18 protein-coding genes are annotated in these 15,481 nt (G+C 47.3%); 13 read left to right on the top strand and 5 right to left on the bottom strand.

The genetic code is table 11. The features are described from left to right. Positions 1–2 precede the first annotated feature (2 nt). From RS881_RS18000 to RS881_RS17990, 3 genes are all read left to right on the top strand, one after another. The gene (locus RS881_RS18000; RefSeq protein ID WP_315822333.1) at positions 3–2,570 is read left to right on the top strand and encodes a VPS10 domain-containing protein; all 2,568 of its coding nucleotides are present in this window, start codon (positions 3–5) and stop codon (positions 2,568–2,570) included. Positions 2,571–2,646: 76 nt separating this feature from the next. Beyond that, on the top strand, positions 2,647–3,453 hold the full coding sequence (locus tag RS881_RS17995) for a TonB-dependent receptor (RefSeq protein WP_315822332.1): 807 nt from the start codon (positions 2,647–2,649) through the stop codon (positions 3,451–3,453). Beyond that, on the top strand, positions 3,420–4,838 hold the full coding sequence (locus RS881_RS17990; protein ID WP_315822331.1) for a TonB-dependent receptor domain-containing protein: 1,419 nt from the start codon (positions 3,420–3,422) through the stop codon (positions 4,836–4,838). The genes RS881_RS17995 and RS881_RS17990 overlap by 34 nt, the downstream gene beginning before the upstream one ends. A 30-nt stretch (positions 4,839–4,868) precedes the next feature. Here RS881_RS17990 and RS881_RS17985 read toward each other — a convergent pair whose 3' ends face one another. Next, positions 4,869–5,498, bottom strand: a complete 630-nt coding sequence (locus RS881_RS17985) for a sugar phosphate isomerase/epimerase family protein (RefSeq protein WP_315822330.1) — start codon at positions 5,496–5,498, stop codon at positions 4,869–4,871. Further along, positions 5,495–5,818, bottom strand: a complete 324-nt coding sequence (locus tag RS881_RS17980; RefSeq protein ID WP_315822329.1) for a hypothetical protein — start codon at positions 5,816–5,818, stop codon at positions 5,495–5,497. The genes RS881_RS17985 and RS881_RS17980 overlap by 4 nt, the downstream gene beginning before the upstream one ends. Positions 5,819–6,009: 191 nt before the next feature. Between RS881_RS17980 and RS881_RS17975 the strand changes: the two genes are divergently transcribed. The 10 genes from RS881_RS17975 to RS881_RS17930 all read left to right on the top strand — a co-directional run bounded on the left by RS881_RS17975 (position 6,010) and on the right by RS881_RS17930 (position 11,488). Further along, positions 6,010–6,171 carry a hypothetical protein gene (locus RS881_RS17975; RefSeq protein ID WP_315822328.1) on the top strand — a complete coding sequence of 54 codons (162 nt, stop codon included), beginning with the start codon at positions 6,010–6,012 and terminating at the stop codon, positions 6,169–6,171. A gap of 275 nt (positions 6,172–6,446) precedes the next feature. Then, positions 6,447–6,617, top strand: a complete 171-nt coding sequence (locus RS881_RS17970; protein ID WP_315822327.1) for a hypothetical protein — start codon at positions 6,447–6,449, stop codon at positions 6,615–6,617. A gap of 83 nt (positions 6,618–6,700) precedes the next feature. Beyond that, complete coding sequence (locus RS881_RS17965) at positions 6,701–7,186, top strand: hypothetical protein (RefSeq protein WP_315822326.1); 486 nt, start codon at positions 6,701–6,703, stop codon at positions 7,184–7,186. Further along, on the top strand, positions 7,183–7,623 hold the full coding sequence (locus RS881_RS17960) for a sensor histidine kinase (RefSeq protein ID WP_315822325.1): 441 nt from the start codon (positions 7,183–7,185) through the stop codon (positions 7,621–7,623). Before RS881_RS17965 ends, RS881_RS17960 begins: the two co-directional genes overlap by 4 nt. Further along, complete coding sequence (locus tag RS881_RS17955; protein ID WP_315822324.1) at positions 7,575–7,763, top strand: hypothetical protein; 189 nt, start codon at positions 7,575–7,577, stop codon at positions 7,761–7,763. The genes RS881_RS17960 and RS881_RS17955 overlap by 49 nt, the downstream gene beginning before the upstream one ends. Then, positions 7,760–8,515 carry a LytR/AlgR family response regulator transcription factor gene (locus tag RS881_RS17950; protein ID WP_315822323.1) on the top strand — a complete coding sequence of 252 codons (756 nt, stop codon included), beginning with the start codon at positions 7,760–7,762 and terminating at the stop codon, positions 8,513–8,515. The genes RS881_RS17955 and RS881_RS17950 overlap by 4 nt, the downstream gene beginning before the upstream one ends. Positions 8,516–8,824: 309 nt before the next feature. Further along, positions 8,825–9,604 carry a hypothetical protein gene (locus RS881_RS17945; protein ID WP_315822322.1) on the top strand — a complete coding sequence of 260 codons (780 nt, stop codon included), beginning with the start codon at positions 8,825–8,827 and terminating at the stop codon, positions 9,602–9,604. 194 nt (positions 9,605–9,798) lie between these two features. Further along, complete coding sequence (locus tag RS881_RS17940) at positions 9,799–10,059, top strand: hypothetical protein (protein ID WP_315822321.1); 261 nt, start codon at positions 9,799–9,801, stop codon at positions 10,057–10,059. A 489-nt stretch (positions 10,060–10,548) separates the two neighbouring features. Further along, the gene (locus RS881_RS17935; RefSeq protein ID WP_315822320.1) at positions 10,549–10,884 is read left to right on the top strand and encodes a hypothetical protein; all 336 of its coding nucleotides are present in this window, start codon (positions 10,549–10,551) and stop codon (positions 10,882–10,884) included. Further along, complete coding sequence (locus RS881_RS17930; protein WP_315822319.1) at positions 10,862–11,488, top strand: TlpA family protein disulfide reductase; 627 nt, start codon at positions 10,862–10,864, stop codon at positions 11,486–11,488. Before RS881_RS17935 ends, RS881_RS17930 begins: the two co-directional genes overlap by 23 nt. Before the next feature lie 90 nt (positions 11,489–11,578). On the opposite strand, the gene RS881_RS17925 is transcribed toward RS881_RS17930, so the two are convergent. The 3 genes from RS881_RS17925 to RS881_RS17915 form a co-directional block, all read right to left on the bottom strand. Further along, positions 11,579–12,397 (bottom strand): hypothetical protein, encoded by an 819-nt coding sequence (locus tag RS881_RS17925; protein WP_315822318.1) that lies wholly within the window; start codon positions 12,395–12,397, stop codon positions 11,579–11,581. Further along, positions 12,346–13,905 carry a GAF domain-containing protein gene (locus RS881_RS17920; RefSeq protein WP_315822317.1) on the bottom strand — a complete coding sequence of 520 codons (1,560 nt, stop codon included), beginning with the start codon at positions 13,903–13,905 and terminating at the stop codon, positions 12,346–12,348. The genes RS881_RS17925 and RS881_RS17920 overlap by 52 nt, the downstream gene beginning before the upstream one ends. 632 nt (positions 13,906–14,537) lie before the next feature. Beyond that, positions 14,538–15,383, bottom strand: coding sequence for an isocitrate lyase/PEP mutase family protein (locus tag RS881_RS17915; RefSeq protein ID WP_315822316.1), 846 nt, complete (start codon positions 15,381–15,383; stop codon positions 14,538–14,540). Between the last annotated feature and the right edge of the window lie 98 nt (positions 15,384–15,481).

The raw sequence follows: 15,481 nt of genomic DNA, 5'->3' as shown, positions 1-15,481 counted from the left end.
CGGTGCACCCTTCGAACCTGAATATTATCTATGTTAGTTCGCCCGGTGGGGGTATCTGGAAAAGCACCAATGGTGGCACCAGTTGGACATCACTGGTGGATTTTACCTCCTCTGCCTGGCTGAACATTTTCCATCTTCATATTGATCCTTCCAATCAGAATACCATTTATGCTGCTATCCAGGGTGGTGGTGTTATCAAATCATCGGATGCAGGTGTAAGCTGGGCAGCAACGGGCTCCGGCCCCACTTCCTCCAAAAAGGTAGTGGTGCATCCCAGCAATTCTTCTATTGTATTTGCTACAGGGAGTAATGGCATTTTTCGTTCTACAGATGGCGGTATCAGCTGGGCAAATGTTCATACGGAAGCCAAGGAAGACATCGAATTCCATCCTACCAACCCGAATATCATGTATACCTCCGGCTCGGGAGGCACCAGCAGTGTGTGGCGCTCCACCGATAATGGTGTGGCCTGGACTGCTATCACGGTGGCGAATGGAATTACGAATACGGGGAGAACGTTGATCGGTGTATCGCCTGCTAATGTGGGGGTGGTGTATGCAGTGCAGGCCAGTGGTAGCCTGTTTGGCAGGATGTACCGATCAGTCGATACAGGTAAAACCTATGTAACTACGGTAACAGGCAGCCCCGGCAGCGGCACCAATTATTTTGGTTATGAAACGAATGGTACGGGTACTTCCGGTCAAGCTACCTATGATATGGCTATTTGTGTAAACCCTTCGAACATCAATGAAGTGATGATCGGAGGTATTATTTGCTGGAAGACGACCAATGGAGGCACTTCCTTTGTAGCGCAAACAGCCTGGAGTTATCCCAATGCTACGGGTTACAACCACGCGGATGTGCATGCGTTGGAATGGATCGGCACCACCATCTTTTCGGGCAGTGATGGGGGTATTTACAAAAGCACCAATAGTGGAGGAGACTGGACAGATCTTTCGTCAGGACTTGGCATCCGTCAATTTTACCGGATAGCCAATGCCAAAACGGACCCCGGTGTAATTACGGGCGGGGCGCAGGACAATGGTTCTTCATTCCGGCGCACTGACAGCAGTTGGAAAGATTGGTTGGGAGCGGATGGTATGGATTGTGTCATCAGTCCCACCAATGCCAATATTGCCATTGGCACTTCACAAAATGGGTCAATCTACAAAACCACCAATGCCGGACAATCCTATTCGAACCTGACAAAACCTTCCAACGGCAACTGGGTAACGCCATTGGTGATGCATCCTACCAACCACAATACGGTATATGGAGGTTGGACGGGCATTTACAGATCGGCAAATGGCGGCAGTACCTGGACAAATATTTCCACAGGTGTGATCACGGGAATGCTCGCTACCCTCGCGGTGGCGCCTACAGATACGCAATATATTTATGGATCGATAGGGAGCACTTTGTACCGGACACATAATGGTGGCAGCACCTGGGTAACCATAACGGCTCCTGCAACGATCAACGCGATCTTTGTAAGCCCGGTGAATCCCCGGAAAATATACCTGGCCTGCAACAGTACCACCAACCGGGTGTATGTATCTACTGACACGGGAAGGACCTATACCAATCTTTCGGCCGGATTGCCTGCACTCAGCGCCCGGTCGATAGTGGTGGATGACAATGCAAGTGAGGGCATTTATGTGGGCATGAATGTAGGTGTATACTACCGGGATAATGTGGATACGAGTTGGGTAGAACATGCCAGTGGATTACCGCTGGTAGCGATCAACGAGGTGGAGATACAAAAATCTTCGAATAAGTTGCGGGTGGCCACCTATGGAAGAGGTGTATGGGAAACCAACCTGTGGACACCGGTATTGGAAGGCACCACAGACATAACAGACGATGGGGGGATACTAGATGCACAATATACGAGTGGCTCGCCTGCTGGTGAAGAATTTACGAAGGTGATCGACAATAATCATAATACGAAGTATGTAACCTTTAATTGTGGAGCCTGGATACGGTATGTGGCCACCAATAACTATGTGCCTAAAGGGTACAGTATTGTTTCGGGAAATGATTTTCCGGACAGGGACCCCAAGAGCTGGACACTACAGGGATCAACGAATGGGAGCACCTGGGTGGTACTTCATACGGTTACCAATGAATTTTTCGGTGGCCGTGGGCAGGAAAAAGTCTACACTTTCAACAACCTTGCCACCTACAAATACTTCCACTTCACTTTTACCTGCAAAACCGGAACAACCCTTCAGTTGGCAGAAATTAAGATCAATGGCATACTACAACCTGCCCTGATGGCAAAAGGGGTGAAACAGCCTGAAAATACTGCAGTGACCACTGCCGAAGAGATAGAGGCCGCAGGTATCAAGGCTTTCCCCAATCCTGTGTCCGGAAAACTCACCATCACAGGTCTGAAGAATGGACAAACCATCGCATTATACGATTTGAATGGCAATAAGGTACGCTCACAAAAAGTGAACCGCCATTCAGAAGAACTTGATATGCAAAAACTAGTAGCCGGCGCCTACCAGTTGCTTATTTCTGATAAAGAAAACCGGATAACCAATATCAGGATCATCAAGCAATAATAATCAACAGGGTTGACCAGGAGATTGCCTGTACTGCACGCTTCTGATCAGCCCTTTCACCAGCTCAATCAACCGCATGAAGTTTATTCTAATCCTCCTTGCAGGATGGTGTTGGCTACCCATCTATGCCCAACGATCACCTGCAGATACCACCAACCTGTTGGAAGAAGTGATCATAACAGCCAGTAAATTCCCTGAGAAAAGAAAATACATTGCCCAGCCAATCATCGTGATGCGGCACTCCGAAATTGCGCGCTCACTATCGAATAATACAGCGGGCCTGCTGGAGCAATCGGGAAAAGTATTTGTACAACGCAGTCAATTGGGTGGCGGCAGTCCCGTTATTAAAGGATTTGAGGCAAGCCGTATTTTGTTGGTGATAGATGGTGTCCGGATGAACAATGCCATTTACCGGACAGGTCACCTGCAAAACGTGATCACAATTGATGACGATATTCTTGAAAAGGTCGAAATACTACCGGGGCCAGCTTCTACGATCTATGGGTCGGATGCGCTGGGAGGGGTGATCCATTTTCAAACAAAACAACCCTTGCTGGATAAAATACAAACCAACGTATCTGCGCGGTACAGCAGCGCCATGGATGAATTTACCGGGCATGCGGATGTGAATATCGGAACGCACAAATTTGCTTCCCTTACCTCTTTCAGTTTTAGTCGCTATGGCGATTTGCGGCAGGGAAGTCGACGTAAAAGCCGATATAGCGATTTTGGCAAACGGGCACAATACATTGCCACCATCAATGGTCTGGATTCGATCGTACAGAATGACAATGTGAATATCCAACGCACCAGCAATTACCAGCAGTATGACCTGTTGCAGAAATTCCTGTGGCAGGCCAGGCCGGGGAATCGCATGAATTGAACTGGCAATATTCCAACAGCAATGATATTCCGCGGTATGACCGCCTTACAGATGTAAGGAATGGGCGCTTACGGTGGGTCGAATGGTATTATGGCCCACAGGAAAGGCTGATGGCTTCGTATCAATATAAATCGCAACAGTTGCGGGGATTCTTTGATCAGTTGAAAACGGGCGCCAGTTATCAGCATATTGAAGAAAGCCGGATGCAGCGTGCCTACAGAAATCCATTACGGGAAAACCGCATAGAGCGCATTGACGTATGGGCATTGAACCTGGACCTGCATAAAAGTACGGGCAGACATGAGTGGACTGTAGGGGCTGATGGTCAATTCAATGTACTTCGGTCTACAGCTTTCAACTATCATATTATTTCCGGCGCCAAAACGGGAGGCCTGACCACGCGTTATCCCGATGGCAACAACAATATGCTGTACAGTGGTGTGTATGGACAACATTCGTTCAAGATCATACCCGGCCGGTTGATCCTGAATGATGGTATACGCATCAATTATAGTAACCTGCATGCGCGCTTCAAAGACACCTCACTGCTACATTTACCTTTTACGAAGGCCCGGCAGGATCATTTTACGTATAGTGTTCATGCGGGTTTGATCTACCTGCCGGATATGCGCAGCCGGATTGCTTTCAATTTTTCTACAGGTTTCCGTTCACCCAATATAGATGACCTGGCCAAAGTGTTTGAATCAGCTGGCGGTGTGCAACTGGTGGTACCCAATCCTGCATTGCGGCCGGAGCAAACTTTTCAATTCGATCTTGATCTGACCAAGGGGATTGGGAAATGGCTGGAGCTGGAAGGGAATGTTTTCTATACCCTATTCCGGAATGCGGTGGTGCTGGATCAATTCACACTCAATGGAGCATCCAGTGTACTGTATGATGGCAAGATGACTCCGGTAGTAGCTTCGCAAAATAAAGCCCGTGCCTGGCTGTATGGATGGCAGGGAGGTTTTACACTCCGCCCAGTTGCCTGGCTAGGCCTCTATTCGCATTTGACCTATACCTACGGCAAATACAAACAGGACGATAAGCAGCAGGTTCCATTGGATCATATTCCTCCTGTGTATGGGAAAACGGGTGTCACAGCGCGGTACCAATGGCTGGAAGGAGAAGTGTACCTATTGTACAATGGGAAAAAGCAATTAAAGGACTACAATCCTTACGGCGAAGACAATTTGGTGTATGCCACGCCAGAAGGAATGCCCAGTTGGCAAATATGGAATGTATCGGCCCGGGTTACGGTAGGCAAACAATACTCATTACAACTGGCTGTGGAAAATGTATTGGATCAAAATTACCGGGTATTTGCTTCGGGCATCAGCGGAGCAGGCAGAAACCTGGTAGTAAAGTTGAGGGCGGGGTTTTGAATACTATGTGATTGTTGCCAGGCAGGTTGATCACACACCCGCTTTCCGTATGGTGTCAATCGTTTTACGCAGGCCGGTTTCGGCTACCTTTTGCAGGTCCTGTTTCCAATAATCAGGATTGTACAATTCGAGTGATACACAACCGGTAAAACCTGTGTCTTTGAGGTCTTTCAATATTTTAGGTAAGGGCAGGATACCATCGCCCGGATATACGCGGTGTTTGTCTTCCAGCAGGCCTACTGCCGGCGTGGCGGGTGCATCGGCAAACTGGAAGATGGCAATGGACTTACCATTGATGAGGGAAAGGCCATCGAACCCACCTGCTGAAATATGCTTGTGGTAGGTATCGGGAATGATCATGGCGCCGGGATGGTTGGCATCGAGGGCCACACCCATGGCCTGGCCCATGGTTTTGAGGGGAAAGAATTTTACAAATACCAGGGCGGGATGGATATTGAATTCTTTTAGCCCTATTTCCAGTATATCGTGGTAACGGGCAGCCACATACTTTTGATCGTACTGTTCGCCCACGGTGTTGGGAATGGTTTGGATGTGTTGTGCACCAATATCCGCCGCCATGCGCATGCGCCGCCTGGTATCTTTCAAAGAAAGCTCAAATGCTTCCTTTCCGGGTGGCAGGGCATTCCACAAACCGATCACACTGGGTACGAACAGGCCCAGGTCTTTAATCTTTTACCAAGGTCCCTGAGGTTGCCTCCATCTGCTTCGTATTTCTCCAACTCTCCATCCCAGGGTTCAATAGCATCATAACCAGCTTTGTGGGCAATGCGCACTTTCTCGTCGAGCGAAGCCGGACGGATAGTAGCGGTATCCAGGCATACCGGCCAGGGGCTAACGCCTTTTTGGTAGCGCCTGGGCTTTTGCTCAGGCGCTGTTGATTGGGCTATTACAAGGTTAGGAACAGCCGCTGCCGCCAGGCCAGCCACGCCCGTAAGGGAAAGGAATTTTTTCCTGTTCATTGCTGTATGATTAGTGGGGTAGTAAAGTACTAATCTTCGGCCAATTAGCGGGGAAAATTACAGTCGGCAGCGGTCCATTACGGTTAAAATACGGCTATTTTCAAACCAGCAGCTACCTGTTTCAAATTGGCAGTAAGGAATGGCGCCAGAAATCAGTTATTTTGGCTTGCATTCAAACTTGTAACGGATACATGAAACAAGCCATTTATAGTCTTCTTTTACTGCTGCCGCTGGCCGGATCCAGCCAACGGATAGCAGACACCCTTCATCCTTTATTCAAAGGAGAGCTGAATGGGGACAAGATCAGGGAAGTGTTTGACCACTATGAGCTGCCCAGGGAAAATAAAAAGTAAAGGGAATCTATAACGAAATCATCTTATCTGTTTTTCATTCCAGGAATCTTTATACGCAAACCGCGCTCAACAGGAAGGAAGTATTGAGAGAACTCAAAGCTTTCCAGGTTATGCCACTTAAGCCTGCCAGTGGTATTATGGAAATTAGGCTGGGCCAGCCCCATAGTTCTGTCATCCCGCTTTTGATTCCTCCGACATCATAGTAACTGCTTATGGCATCAACCCTCAAAATATTGCGTTGTACGAATTCAGGGTTTTGCAAAAATAAAACCAGGGTGCTTCAAGACTGGACGGGTATCAAATACTTTGCGGGAAGCTTTATGGGTTATAGGTACAATGTTGATGGCACGGAGCAAACGCAAATGGCTTACCTGGGGGCTTTTAATGCACCACTGGGCAATAGCCTGACGATCGAGGTAAGGAATAAAAGATACCAGCGGAGGTAGCGGCTATTTCGGCGATATGGATCAAAAGAAGGCCTGCAGTAATAGGTACATTTACCAGCCATTCGCTGAAGGATTTCATTGAAGTGTATAAATATCAATGGAAACATGATTTTCTTAGGCCCGAGAGTACCTATTACGGGGATATTGAAATGAAACCGGTAGATAGTTTACTGCAAATGCAGGATGTATTTAAAGCGGGAGAAAACAGTCTTTTCTTTTACTTAAAGGATAAGGTAAAAACAGCCAGTCTGGTAGAATACCAGTTGGTGCGGGGCAAGGACAGTAGTGGCTGGACACCTAATGATTTTGACCCTAATATCATCTGGTTAAAAGACCTGGCGCCGGGCAAGTACCAATTGTTGATGCGGTATAGTTTTCAACGGCAAAATACAAGTTCGTACTCTTTTCGCCTGCAGGCTGCCTGGTACCAGACGAGTATATTCAAGCTGGCATTGGGGCTATTATGCTTGTTGGCCATTGCTTCTCTTGCATTGTTGCTTAAAAACAGGCACCAGGCCAAAAGATCAGGTCGCAGGGTATTGAGCAGCAACTGGCGCAGGCGGAATTGAAATCGATCCGCTCGCAGTTCAACCCGCACTTTGTATTCAACTCGCTCAATTCGATCCAGGGGCTAATCACCAAAAACGATATGGACGGGGCCAATAAATACCTGACGGATTTTAGTATCCTGTTGCGTAATTCGCTCAATGAAAGTCAGCGTGATTTCACAAGCCTGTCGAAAGAGGTGGGTATGCTGGATAATTACCTGAAGCTGGAGCAACTGCGATTTGGTTTTTCTTATAGCATTAACGTTGATCCAACGCTTAATAAGGAGGGTATTGAAGTGCCGGTCTTATTGCTGCAACCAGCCATAGAGAATGCGGTGAAACATGGCATTGCCCGCAAATATGAAAAGGAGTACTGGACATCCGTTTTACTGCATCGGGTAACAACCTATTGGCCACGATCCAAGACAACGGGCAGGGATTTTCTACCAACGCGGTAAATGGCATTGGCTTAAAACTTACAAATGACCGGATCGACCTGCTCAATAAAACCATGCAGGGGCAAACGATTGAATGGACAATCCGCAGCAATGAACAGGGTACGGAGGTAAATTTTAACTTTAAAAACTGGCTGGCATGATACGCTCGATCATTATAGACGATGAGAAGAACAATATAGAGAACCTGGTGGGCTTGTTGAAAAGGCATTGCCCCGAGGTAAGGGTGGCAGGCGTTGCGTTGAATGCAGATGATGGGGCAGCCCTGATCAGTCAAATGCAGCCCGACCTGGTATTCCTGGACATTCAAATGCCGGACAAGAGTGGCTTTCAGCTATTGGAAGGGCTAACGGAGTATAACTTCGAGATCATCCTGGTCACCGCCTTCGACCAATACGGCATCCAGGCGGTTAAGTTTTCGGCCATTGATTATTTACTAAAGCCTGTCAATATAGAGGAATTGAAAGCTGCTGTGGACAAAGTAGAAAAACGGCTACAGGCCAAAAGGCAAAACCTGGAATTGCAAAACCTGTTGCTGTTGATAAAACACCAGGAGCAGCGGTCGGCACACCGGCTGGCGCTGCCCACGAATAAAGAAACGCGGTTTATTAATCCGCAGGACATCATCCGCTGTGAATCGAGTAATGCCTATACCAGTTTTTATTTAACAGATGGACAAAAGATCATGGTATCAAAACCCATCTATGAATACGAAGAGCTGCTAAGTGACTTTGGGTTTATCAGGTGCCACCAATCGCACCTGGTGAATAAAAAATTTGTAAAAAGCTGGGTGAAGGAAGATGGCGGCAGCCTGTTGCTGGTTGATAACAGTAGTATCCCTGTTTCAAGGAATAAAAAGGAGGCGGTCATGAACGCGCTCCATACGATCCGATAACACCTTTATTTATTGTTCACCCTACCCCTTCCGGATATGCCGATGCAGCGGTATACCGGGAGGGTTGTAAAACATGCACATGAAGTATTATTTCCTGTTATGTATATTATTGGGTAGCCTGTACTGTTGTGCTCAACAGGCCACTGCTCCCCAGCCTTTGGCACTTGAAAATGCCCGGATGGATGGGTATTTAAAAACAAAAATCCCGCTACTATAACGATCCAGGTCGACAACCAACTTGCCGCCCCCGCTCCTGTAGGGATCAATTATGTAGTGGTGCAATTAGGCGCCCGGACGCAAACAAAAAGTATGCGCGGCTTAACAAAAAAAGGGGCTGCAACTATTGTATTAGAAGACAATTTACCCTATCAGCAGGTATGGCTTACGGTAGACAGCTTATTGTATACGGGCATTGTGGTGAATACCAACCTGCACATCCATATTGATGTAGCGATCACAAAAGGAAAAGAAGTATTCCTGGCAGGTGAAGGAGTTACTTTTTCGGGAGTCGATGGGGCGTTGAATACAGTACTAAATACGCATATTCTATTCAGGAAAGCAGAGCGGGACAACATTGAAAGTTATTTTGTAGACCGAAGCCTGGCAGCGGCTAATAAGCAAATTACGATGGAGGCATTTCTACAAACAGCCGACTCGGTATACCAGCAACTGCAGGCAATAAATGATGAATTTATCGCTAAATGCCCTAGCTACGGGGAGATCATCCGCAATGAAACCAACTCGATGTATTATAGCTGGTTTTGTGTGCCCTTCAGGTTTAAGGAAATGCCCAACGCAATGTGGGAAAAGATCAAAGCGCACCAGCCCTATTTTGTGAGTAATGATGGGGTGGCATTTTATCAGCAACTGAGTAATAATACAGTTTATAACAGTAAGCATGGCCCTTTAAATATCCAGCAATTGTTATACAGTAATTATGCCACGTACAATGCGGTTCAACAGTCGATACTGGACTCTATTCAACACTATGAACAGTTAAGTGAGTCGGAAAAAGAAAAGGCCAGGCAGGTGCTGAAAAATTTGTACAACAAGCGGTATGCCCATTTTGCGGGGAGCAAACGCTGCTGATAGAAAAACGTCATATCAAAATTATTGACGGTACTTATACAGGCCCCGGGCCGATCTGTTGAAGGTATGCCTGATGAATGGCCTGAAAGAGCATTATGCTACTGCCTATCCTGAGTTGCTGGCGAACCTGGGTACGGAATGGTGTAAAAGATTGTGCGAACGCAATTGAGTGAATCGATGGCACGTCAAAAGAAGTGGACAGCTTGTTCAACATTGCCAAGCGCATCAAAAATGACAAACTGTATATTGGAAAGCCACTGGTTCAATTGCCTTTTGGGGCCAACCTGTACCGGCTGGATAGTATTGGCCAGGCAGATGACTTTATCGTTAACCTGCAGGCAAAGTTCAAGGGCAAGGCTATCATCATTGATTTTTGGGCTACCTGGTGTAGCCCCTGTCTGTCGGACCTTCCCCGCAGTAAAAATTACATGAAGACAATAAGGACCTGCCCATAGAATATGTGTACCTGTGCACTACCGGAAGCTCGGACGAAAAGACATGGAAGAAATACGTGGTGGACATCAAAGCGCCGGGCACGCATATTTTTGTGGATGATGTGATCATCACGGAGCTTAAGAAAAATTCAATGCAGAAGGTGGCTTTCCCGCTTATGTAGTAATTGACCTGGCAGGTAAGGCCAGCGCCTCGAAGATACATTTTATGGGTGAACTAGACCGCGAGAAGCTAAAGCAGGTGGCGGGACTCTAACGGGCCAACTAATACCTTCATTTATTATTTACCCCTACCCTTCCGGTATGCCTATCCAGCAGCATACCGGGGGCTTTAAAAACATGCTCATGAAGTATCATTTTCTATGCTGCTTATTGCTTGGCAGCTTGTATAGTATTGCCCAACAGGCGGCAGCGCCCCGGCCCTTGCCTATTGAAAGCGCTCAAATGGAAGCCTATTTAAAAAACAGAAAACCCGCTACCATAACGATCCAGGTGGATAACTTACCCACCTCGGCTACACCCATCGGCGTTGGTTATAAACTGGTTAATTTTGGAATCCATTCACAAAACCCACAGTTTACGCAGCTTAACAAAGCCGGAGTGATGACGATTGTTCTTGCAGAAAATTTACCTTATCAGCAGGTATGGCTAACGGTAGACGGCTTATTCCGGCAAGAAATTCTGGTTAACTCCAACCTGCACATCCGTATTGATGCTGCCAAAATAAAAAAAGAAGCAGGTATTGAGAAATTTATACATTCAGCGGTTGAAGCATTTGGGAGGCGAACAAATGCTGCTGATGGAAATGCGCCATATAAAAATTATTGACAGTACCTATACAGGGACCCGGGCCGACCTGCTGAAGGTATGCCTATTGAATGATATGAAGGAGTATTATGCTACTACTTTTCCGGTATTGCAGGCCCACCTGGTAACTGACTGGTGTAAAAGGGTTGTGGACGCACAATGGAACCAATCGATAGCTCAGCAAAAGGAGGTAGACAATATTTATACCAGTGCCAAAACCATCAACAACGATCAGCACTTTATAGGAAAGCCCTTGGTGCAATTGGATTTCGGGGCCAATCTATACCGGCTGGATAGTATTGGCAAGGCAGATGAATTTATCATTGCCCTGCAATCAAAGTTCAAAGGCAAGGCGATCATCCTTGATTTTTGGGCCACCTGGTGCGGCCCCTGCTTGTCGGACATGCCACGTAGCAAAAAATTGCATGAGAGCAATAAGGACCTACCGATAGAATATGTGTACCTCTGCCCAACCGGAGCATCAAATGAAAAAACATGGAAGAAATATATCGCAGACATGAAACTGCCGGGTACGCATATTTTTGCAGATGACAGGCTCTTAACGGAGATAAAGAAAAAGCTAAATGCATCAACAAGTTATCCCGCCTTTGTGGTAATAGACTAGGCAGGAAATACCAATGCCGCTGGTATCAAACGTATGAGTAGGCTGGACCGTACCAGTTTAAAGCAAGTGACCGGGCTGCAGTGAGAGGACTTAATAAATAATACCCACCCGGAGGGCCCGCAGGCCAGTGATACCCTGCAGGTCCTCCAATTCAAGTTCTTCCATATCAGGCATCAACATACCCGTTTCCTGCAGGTATTTGAGATGGGGCAGGTAATCATTCAGGTCCTGGCGGTTAAAATAAATGATGGCCATGGTATCGGGTTGGGTCAACCGTTGCTTGGTATTCCTGATATGGACCTTATCAATACGCTTTTTGATCATTTCGTAGCGGATATTATAAGCGCCCTCCACATCAAACCGCCGTTCGTCGGTTCGGAAAGAGATATCGATGGTTTGATCGTGAATAAAGATCAGTTGGGTGGTTTGGAGTGGAACGGGCATTTGAGGTAAGAGGGCATGTGTGGTGCGCGCAATGGTGGTCATGGAAGACAATTGCCAAAGGCGAAAATCTTTCAGGTAGAAATGATCGAAGGGTTTATCGGGCGCTATGGATTGCCCGAGGTAACAATCGTATTCCAATCCATCCGTCCTGAACTTTTCAAAATAACAGGGATAGATCTGTTGCAGGCGGGCGTTCTCGGCATCCAGGAAATTGCCAATGGTGTTGTTGATCATTTGCATGGAGGCATCGAGGGCGCGCCGGTGGCTGGAAATGGGGCTGTCGGCCCCCTGGATCAGTTGACGATATTGATCAATGGGCACTTTGGCCTGCGCTTGCTGTAGCTTGACGTGATCGAGCCAGGCGCTGATCTCTTCATTCAGAAAATAATTGAGGCTGGCTTCATCGGAAGAGGTCAATACTTCCTGCGCAAGCACCTTTTGCCACTTGCCAATGGTATAGAACATTTGTTCGGTGAGGGAGGATTGATGCAGCGGTTGCAGGCTGGTAAGGGTATTGTGCAGTAGTTGTAAATGGGCGCCGAAATCGGCTTTGATGGCCTTGTTCCGCTCCAAACTGGAATGGCGGATATCCACGGCGCCATACAGGGGATAAAGGGCCTCAAACTGGATCTTGTAATTGGCAGTTGGCAATTGTTTTTAGTTTGGTACAGGTGGTGCCAGGCCGCCTCCCTGAATTTCCATTGCACAGCAGGTTGAATAGCGGTATATTTTTCGCGGATGATATTGTTTATTTCAAGGTTGAACGAATCAATAAACACCTGTAATAATTGGGCAATGGATGGCAAGGCTGTTTCCAATAGCCCGACGGTCTTTTCGTCAAACTGGTCATCGCCCAGGGTGTACATACACACGGTACCTACCATGGTGCGTTCATTAAATACAGGGGTAGTGGCCATTGACCGCACATTGGCCTCAATGAAGTGTGTAAGCCATTTGTTTTTGCTGGCTTCCTCCTGGTGAATATCAGGTGAAAAAAAGGAACGGGGATTGGCGGCATAACCTGCTGCCTGCAGCTGGAACTCTTCGGGTGTAAGGGTCTGGTCGCCCCATACACTATACAATATGCCAGAGCCTCCCACTTCGTACCCATATACATACTTGCCATTGACCTGTACCATGGGGAAAAGATCAAATTCAATGTTATTGCTACGCACCAATGTTTTCAGGGAACGGATGACATCCTGAAGGGCATCACTGGCATCACCGCTTGCCTGGGTAAGGTGTACTTGCCGCAGGTTCTCCAGCGAACGTTGGGCCGTTACATCGGTAATGGTAGATACTGAGATACCCTTGAAACGGAACAGTTGCAAGGGCAGTATATTTTCCAGCACTTCATAACCAGCACCTACCTGCAACAGGTCGTTCAGGTTGCGCAGGTCAAGCGGCGGTAAAGGGCCATCGGTAGTCACATCGATAAACTGGGCATTGATGTGGATGGTATAATATTGCAGGAGGCCGGTAGCAGGATTCAAATAGGCATGATAATATTCATTGAGGCGGGGATGAAAATGATACAGCTTACGGAGGATAAAGGTATAGACCATTTGCAGTTGCTCACGCCGAAAATCTTCGGGAGTACGGTGGTGGAGATCGATCTTGTGTTGCTGGATCAATTCATAAAAAGCATTGGTGCCATAAAATAACAGGGGGCGGGCTGGTACCCATAAGGACCACATGATCTCTTCTTCGGGCTGGGCAGCGGGAGTAATACAGGTGTATATCCATTCCAGCAATTCGGCATACTCAAATACCTGGTCAACCGGGATAGCAGCCGGTAGTTTGTCGTGGGCCTCAAATTGCTCCAGGGCCATTTCATACAAACGGCGTTTGGCCGTTTTTTCTTCACCAATTCTTTTCCGAAGCCAGCGGAGGAAAGGTTCAAAGGAAAGTGCACAAGAAAGCTGCTGAGCCTGCCAGTCGGCTCCGGAATAATCGAGTATTTGTTTTTTCATGACAGGAAAATGGAATTAATAGCAAGGTACCTTAAATCGGTTGTTGTGTTGATGGCTATCATTAAGAATCTATTTTATAGATAGATTCCATTATTTATCATAGTGATTTTTCGACACTAAAAATGCCTTATTAAGTTCCCCTATTTTTCAGGACAAAACAGTAAAAAATATTTTTGCCTATAGCAATCAATAATGAAATGATTAACAGCGGTTTAATTGAAATACATTTCCAAGGTTACCAAATCATAAAAAGATTGTTAAAAAATTCTCACTTTTTCTTTAGTACTAAATGTCGGAAAACTTGTTATATAATAAAGGATAAGGTTTAATGGTTAACGAATTTGATTAGTGTCGCCCTGCTTTTCTAAGCGGGGCTTTTTCTTTTTTATCCCTATATCTCCTCCACTGGTTCATTCCATTCTCCCCCACCACACCATTTTTTTCGGGTTTTGTTCGTATCTGATTCGCCTCTCGTTCGGGTCTTGTTCGGGTTTTGTTCGGGGCCCGCTTAGGCAAGTGCGCTTTAACCTCGAATTTGGCCCGAACCTGGCCCCTTTTTGACCCCTTTTTGGGGCCTTTCAGGTAGGAGGCAGTTACTGTATAACCAATTGGGATGGGAACGCCTTGCATGATCAGGATTGCAACAACCGGTTAATATCGGCATAGGAGGTGGTTTCCTGTGTAAAGTTGAAACTGCCTTTATGGTGTATTTCTTCAGCCGCCCGCAGGAAGCCGCTGTAGGCGGCGCGTGCCAGGGAAGAACCCAGGCTGACACGTTTTACACCCAGATCGCCCAATTCGTTTAATGAAAAGCCAGTAATGCCCAGGCCTATCACCACATTAACGGGCTTAGGCGCCACGGCATTAACTACAGCTAGTATTTCTTCGCTGGAGGCCAATCCCGGGGCAAACAATACATCGGCGCCGGCATCGGCATAAGCTACGAGGCGGTTGATGGTATCTTTCAGGTCGGGCCGTCCATAGATAAGGTTTTCGGCCCTTGCCGTGAGGGTAAAGGGAAAGGGCAGACTGCGGGCTGCCTGCACCGCCGCCTTCACGCGTGCTACCGACAGGTCAAATGGATAGATGGGATCTTGTGGCCGTCCGGTCGCATCTTCTATCGACCCGCCTACCAGGCCACTGGCAGCGGCCAGCAGGATGGTGGCGGCACAATCTTCCGGTGCATCACCATAGCCATTTTCCAGGTCGGCCGCTACGGGCAGGTTGCTGGCGGCGATGATAGCGCGTGCATTGGCCAGGGTTTCTTCGCGGGTAAGGGCCCCTTCGCCATCGGGTTTGGCGAGGGAAAAGGCAAGCCCGGCACTGGTGGTAGCCAGGGCTTCAAACCCCAGGACGGTGAGCATTTTTGCAGAACCTGCATCCCAGGGATTGGGAAAAGCGAATATACCAGCACGTTTATGCAGGGCTTTGAAGGCTATGGCTTTGTTGAGCTGTGATGGGGAATACATGGTTTCCATTTTTCATTAGCTATTTTGGTGATGTGTAATTTGAAAAGTGATGGCTATTTCAAAGCCCCTGGCTTTGAAATAAGCGTCATCCGCCATTCGGCGGGAAG

The organism is Paraflavitalea speifideaquila (genome assembly GCF_032395985.1).
Taxonomy (GTDB): Bacteria; Bacteroidota; Bacteroidia; order Chitinophagales; family Chitinophagaceae; genus Paraflavitalea; species Paraflavitalea speifideaquila.
Note: the sequence above shows the minus strand (reverse complement) of the source record. Positions and strands in the feature narration are given on the sequence as shown.

Excerpts from the sequence above, each read along its gene's own strand:
- RS881_RS17995 (WP_315822332.1), top strand. The coding sequence starts at position 2,647 with ATGAAGTTTATTCTAATCCTCCTTGCAGGATGGTGTTGGCTACCCATC.
- RS881_RS17980 (WP_315822329.1), bottom strand. The coding sequence starts at position 5,818 with ATGAACAGGAAAAAATTCCTTTCCCTTACGGGCGTGGCTGGCCTGGCG.
- RS881_RS17975 (WP_315822328.1), top strand. The coding sequence starts at position 6,010 with ATGAAACAAGCCATTTATAGTCTTCTTTTACTGCTGCCGCTGGCCGGA.
- RS881_RS17950 (WP_315822323.1), top strand. The coding sequence starts at position 7,760 with ATGATACGCTCGATCATTATAGACGATGAGAAGAACAATATAGAGAAC.
- RS881_RS17945 (WP_315822322.1), top strand. The coding sequence starts at position 8,825 with ATGCGCGGCTTAACAAAAAAAGGGGCTGCAACTATTGTATTAGAAGAC.
- RS881_RS17930 (WP_315822319.1), top strand. The coding sequence starts at position 10,862 with ATGCGCCATATAAAAATTATTGACAGTACCTATACAGGGACCCGGGCC.
- RS881_RS17925 (WP_315822318.1), bottom strand. The coding sequence starts at position 12,397 with ATGTTCTATACCATTGGCAAGTGGCAAAAGGTGCTTGCGCAGGAAGTA.
- RS881_RS17920 (WP_315822317.1), bottom strand. The coding sequence starts at position 13,905 with ATGAAAAAACAAATACTCGATTATTCCGGAGCCGACTGGCAGGCTCAG.
- RS881_RS17915 (WP_315822316.1), bottom strand. The coding sequence starts at position 15,383 with ATGGAAACCATGTATTCCCCATCACAGCTCAACAAAGCCATAGCCTTC.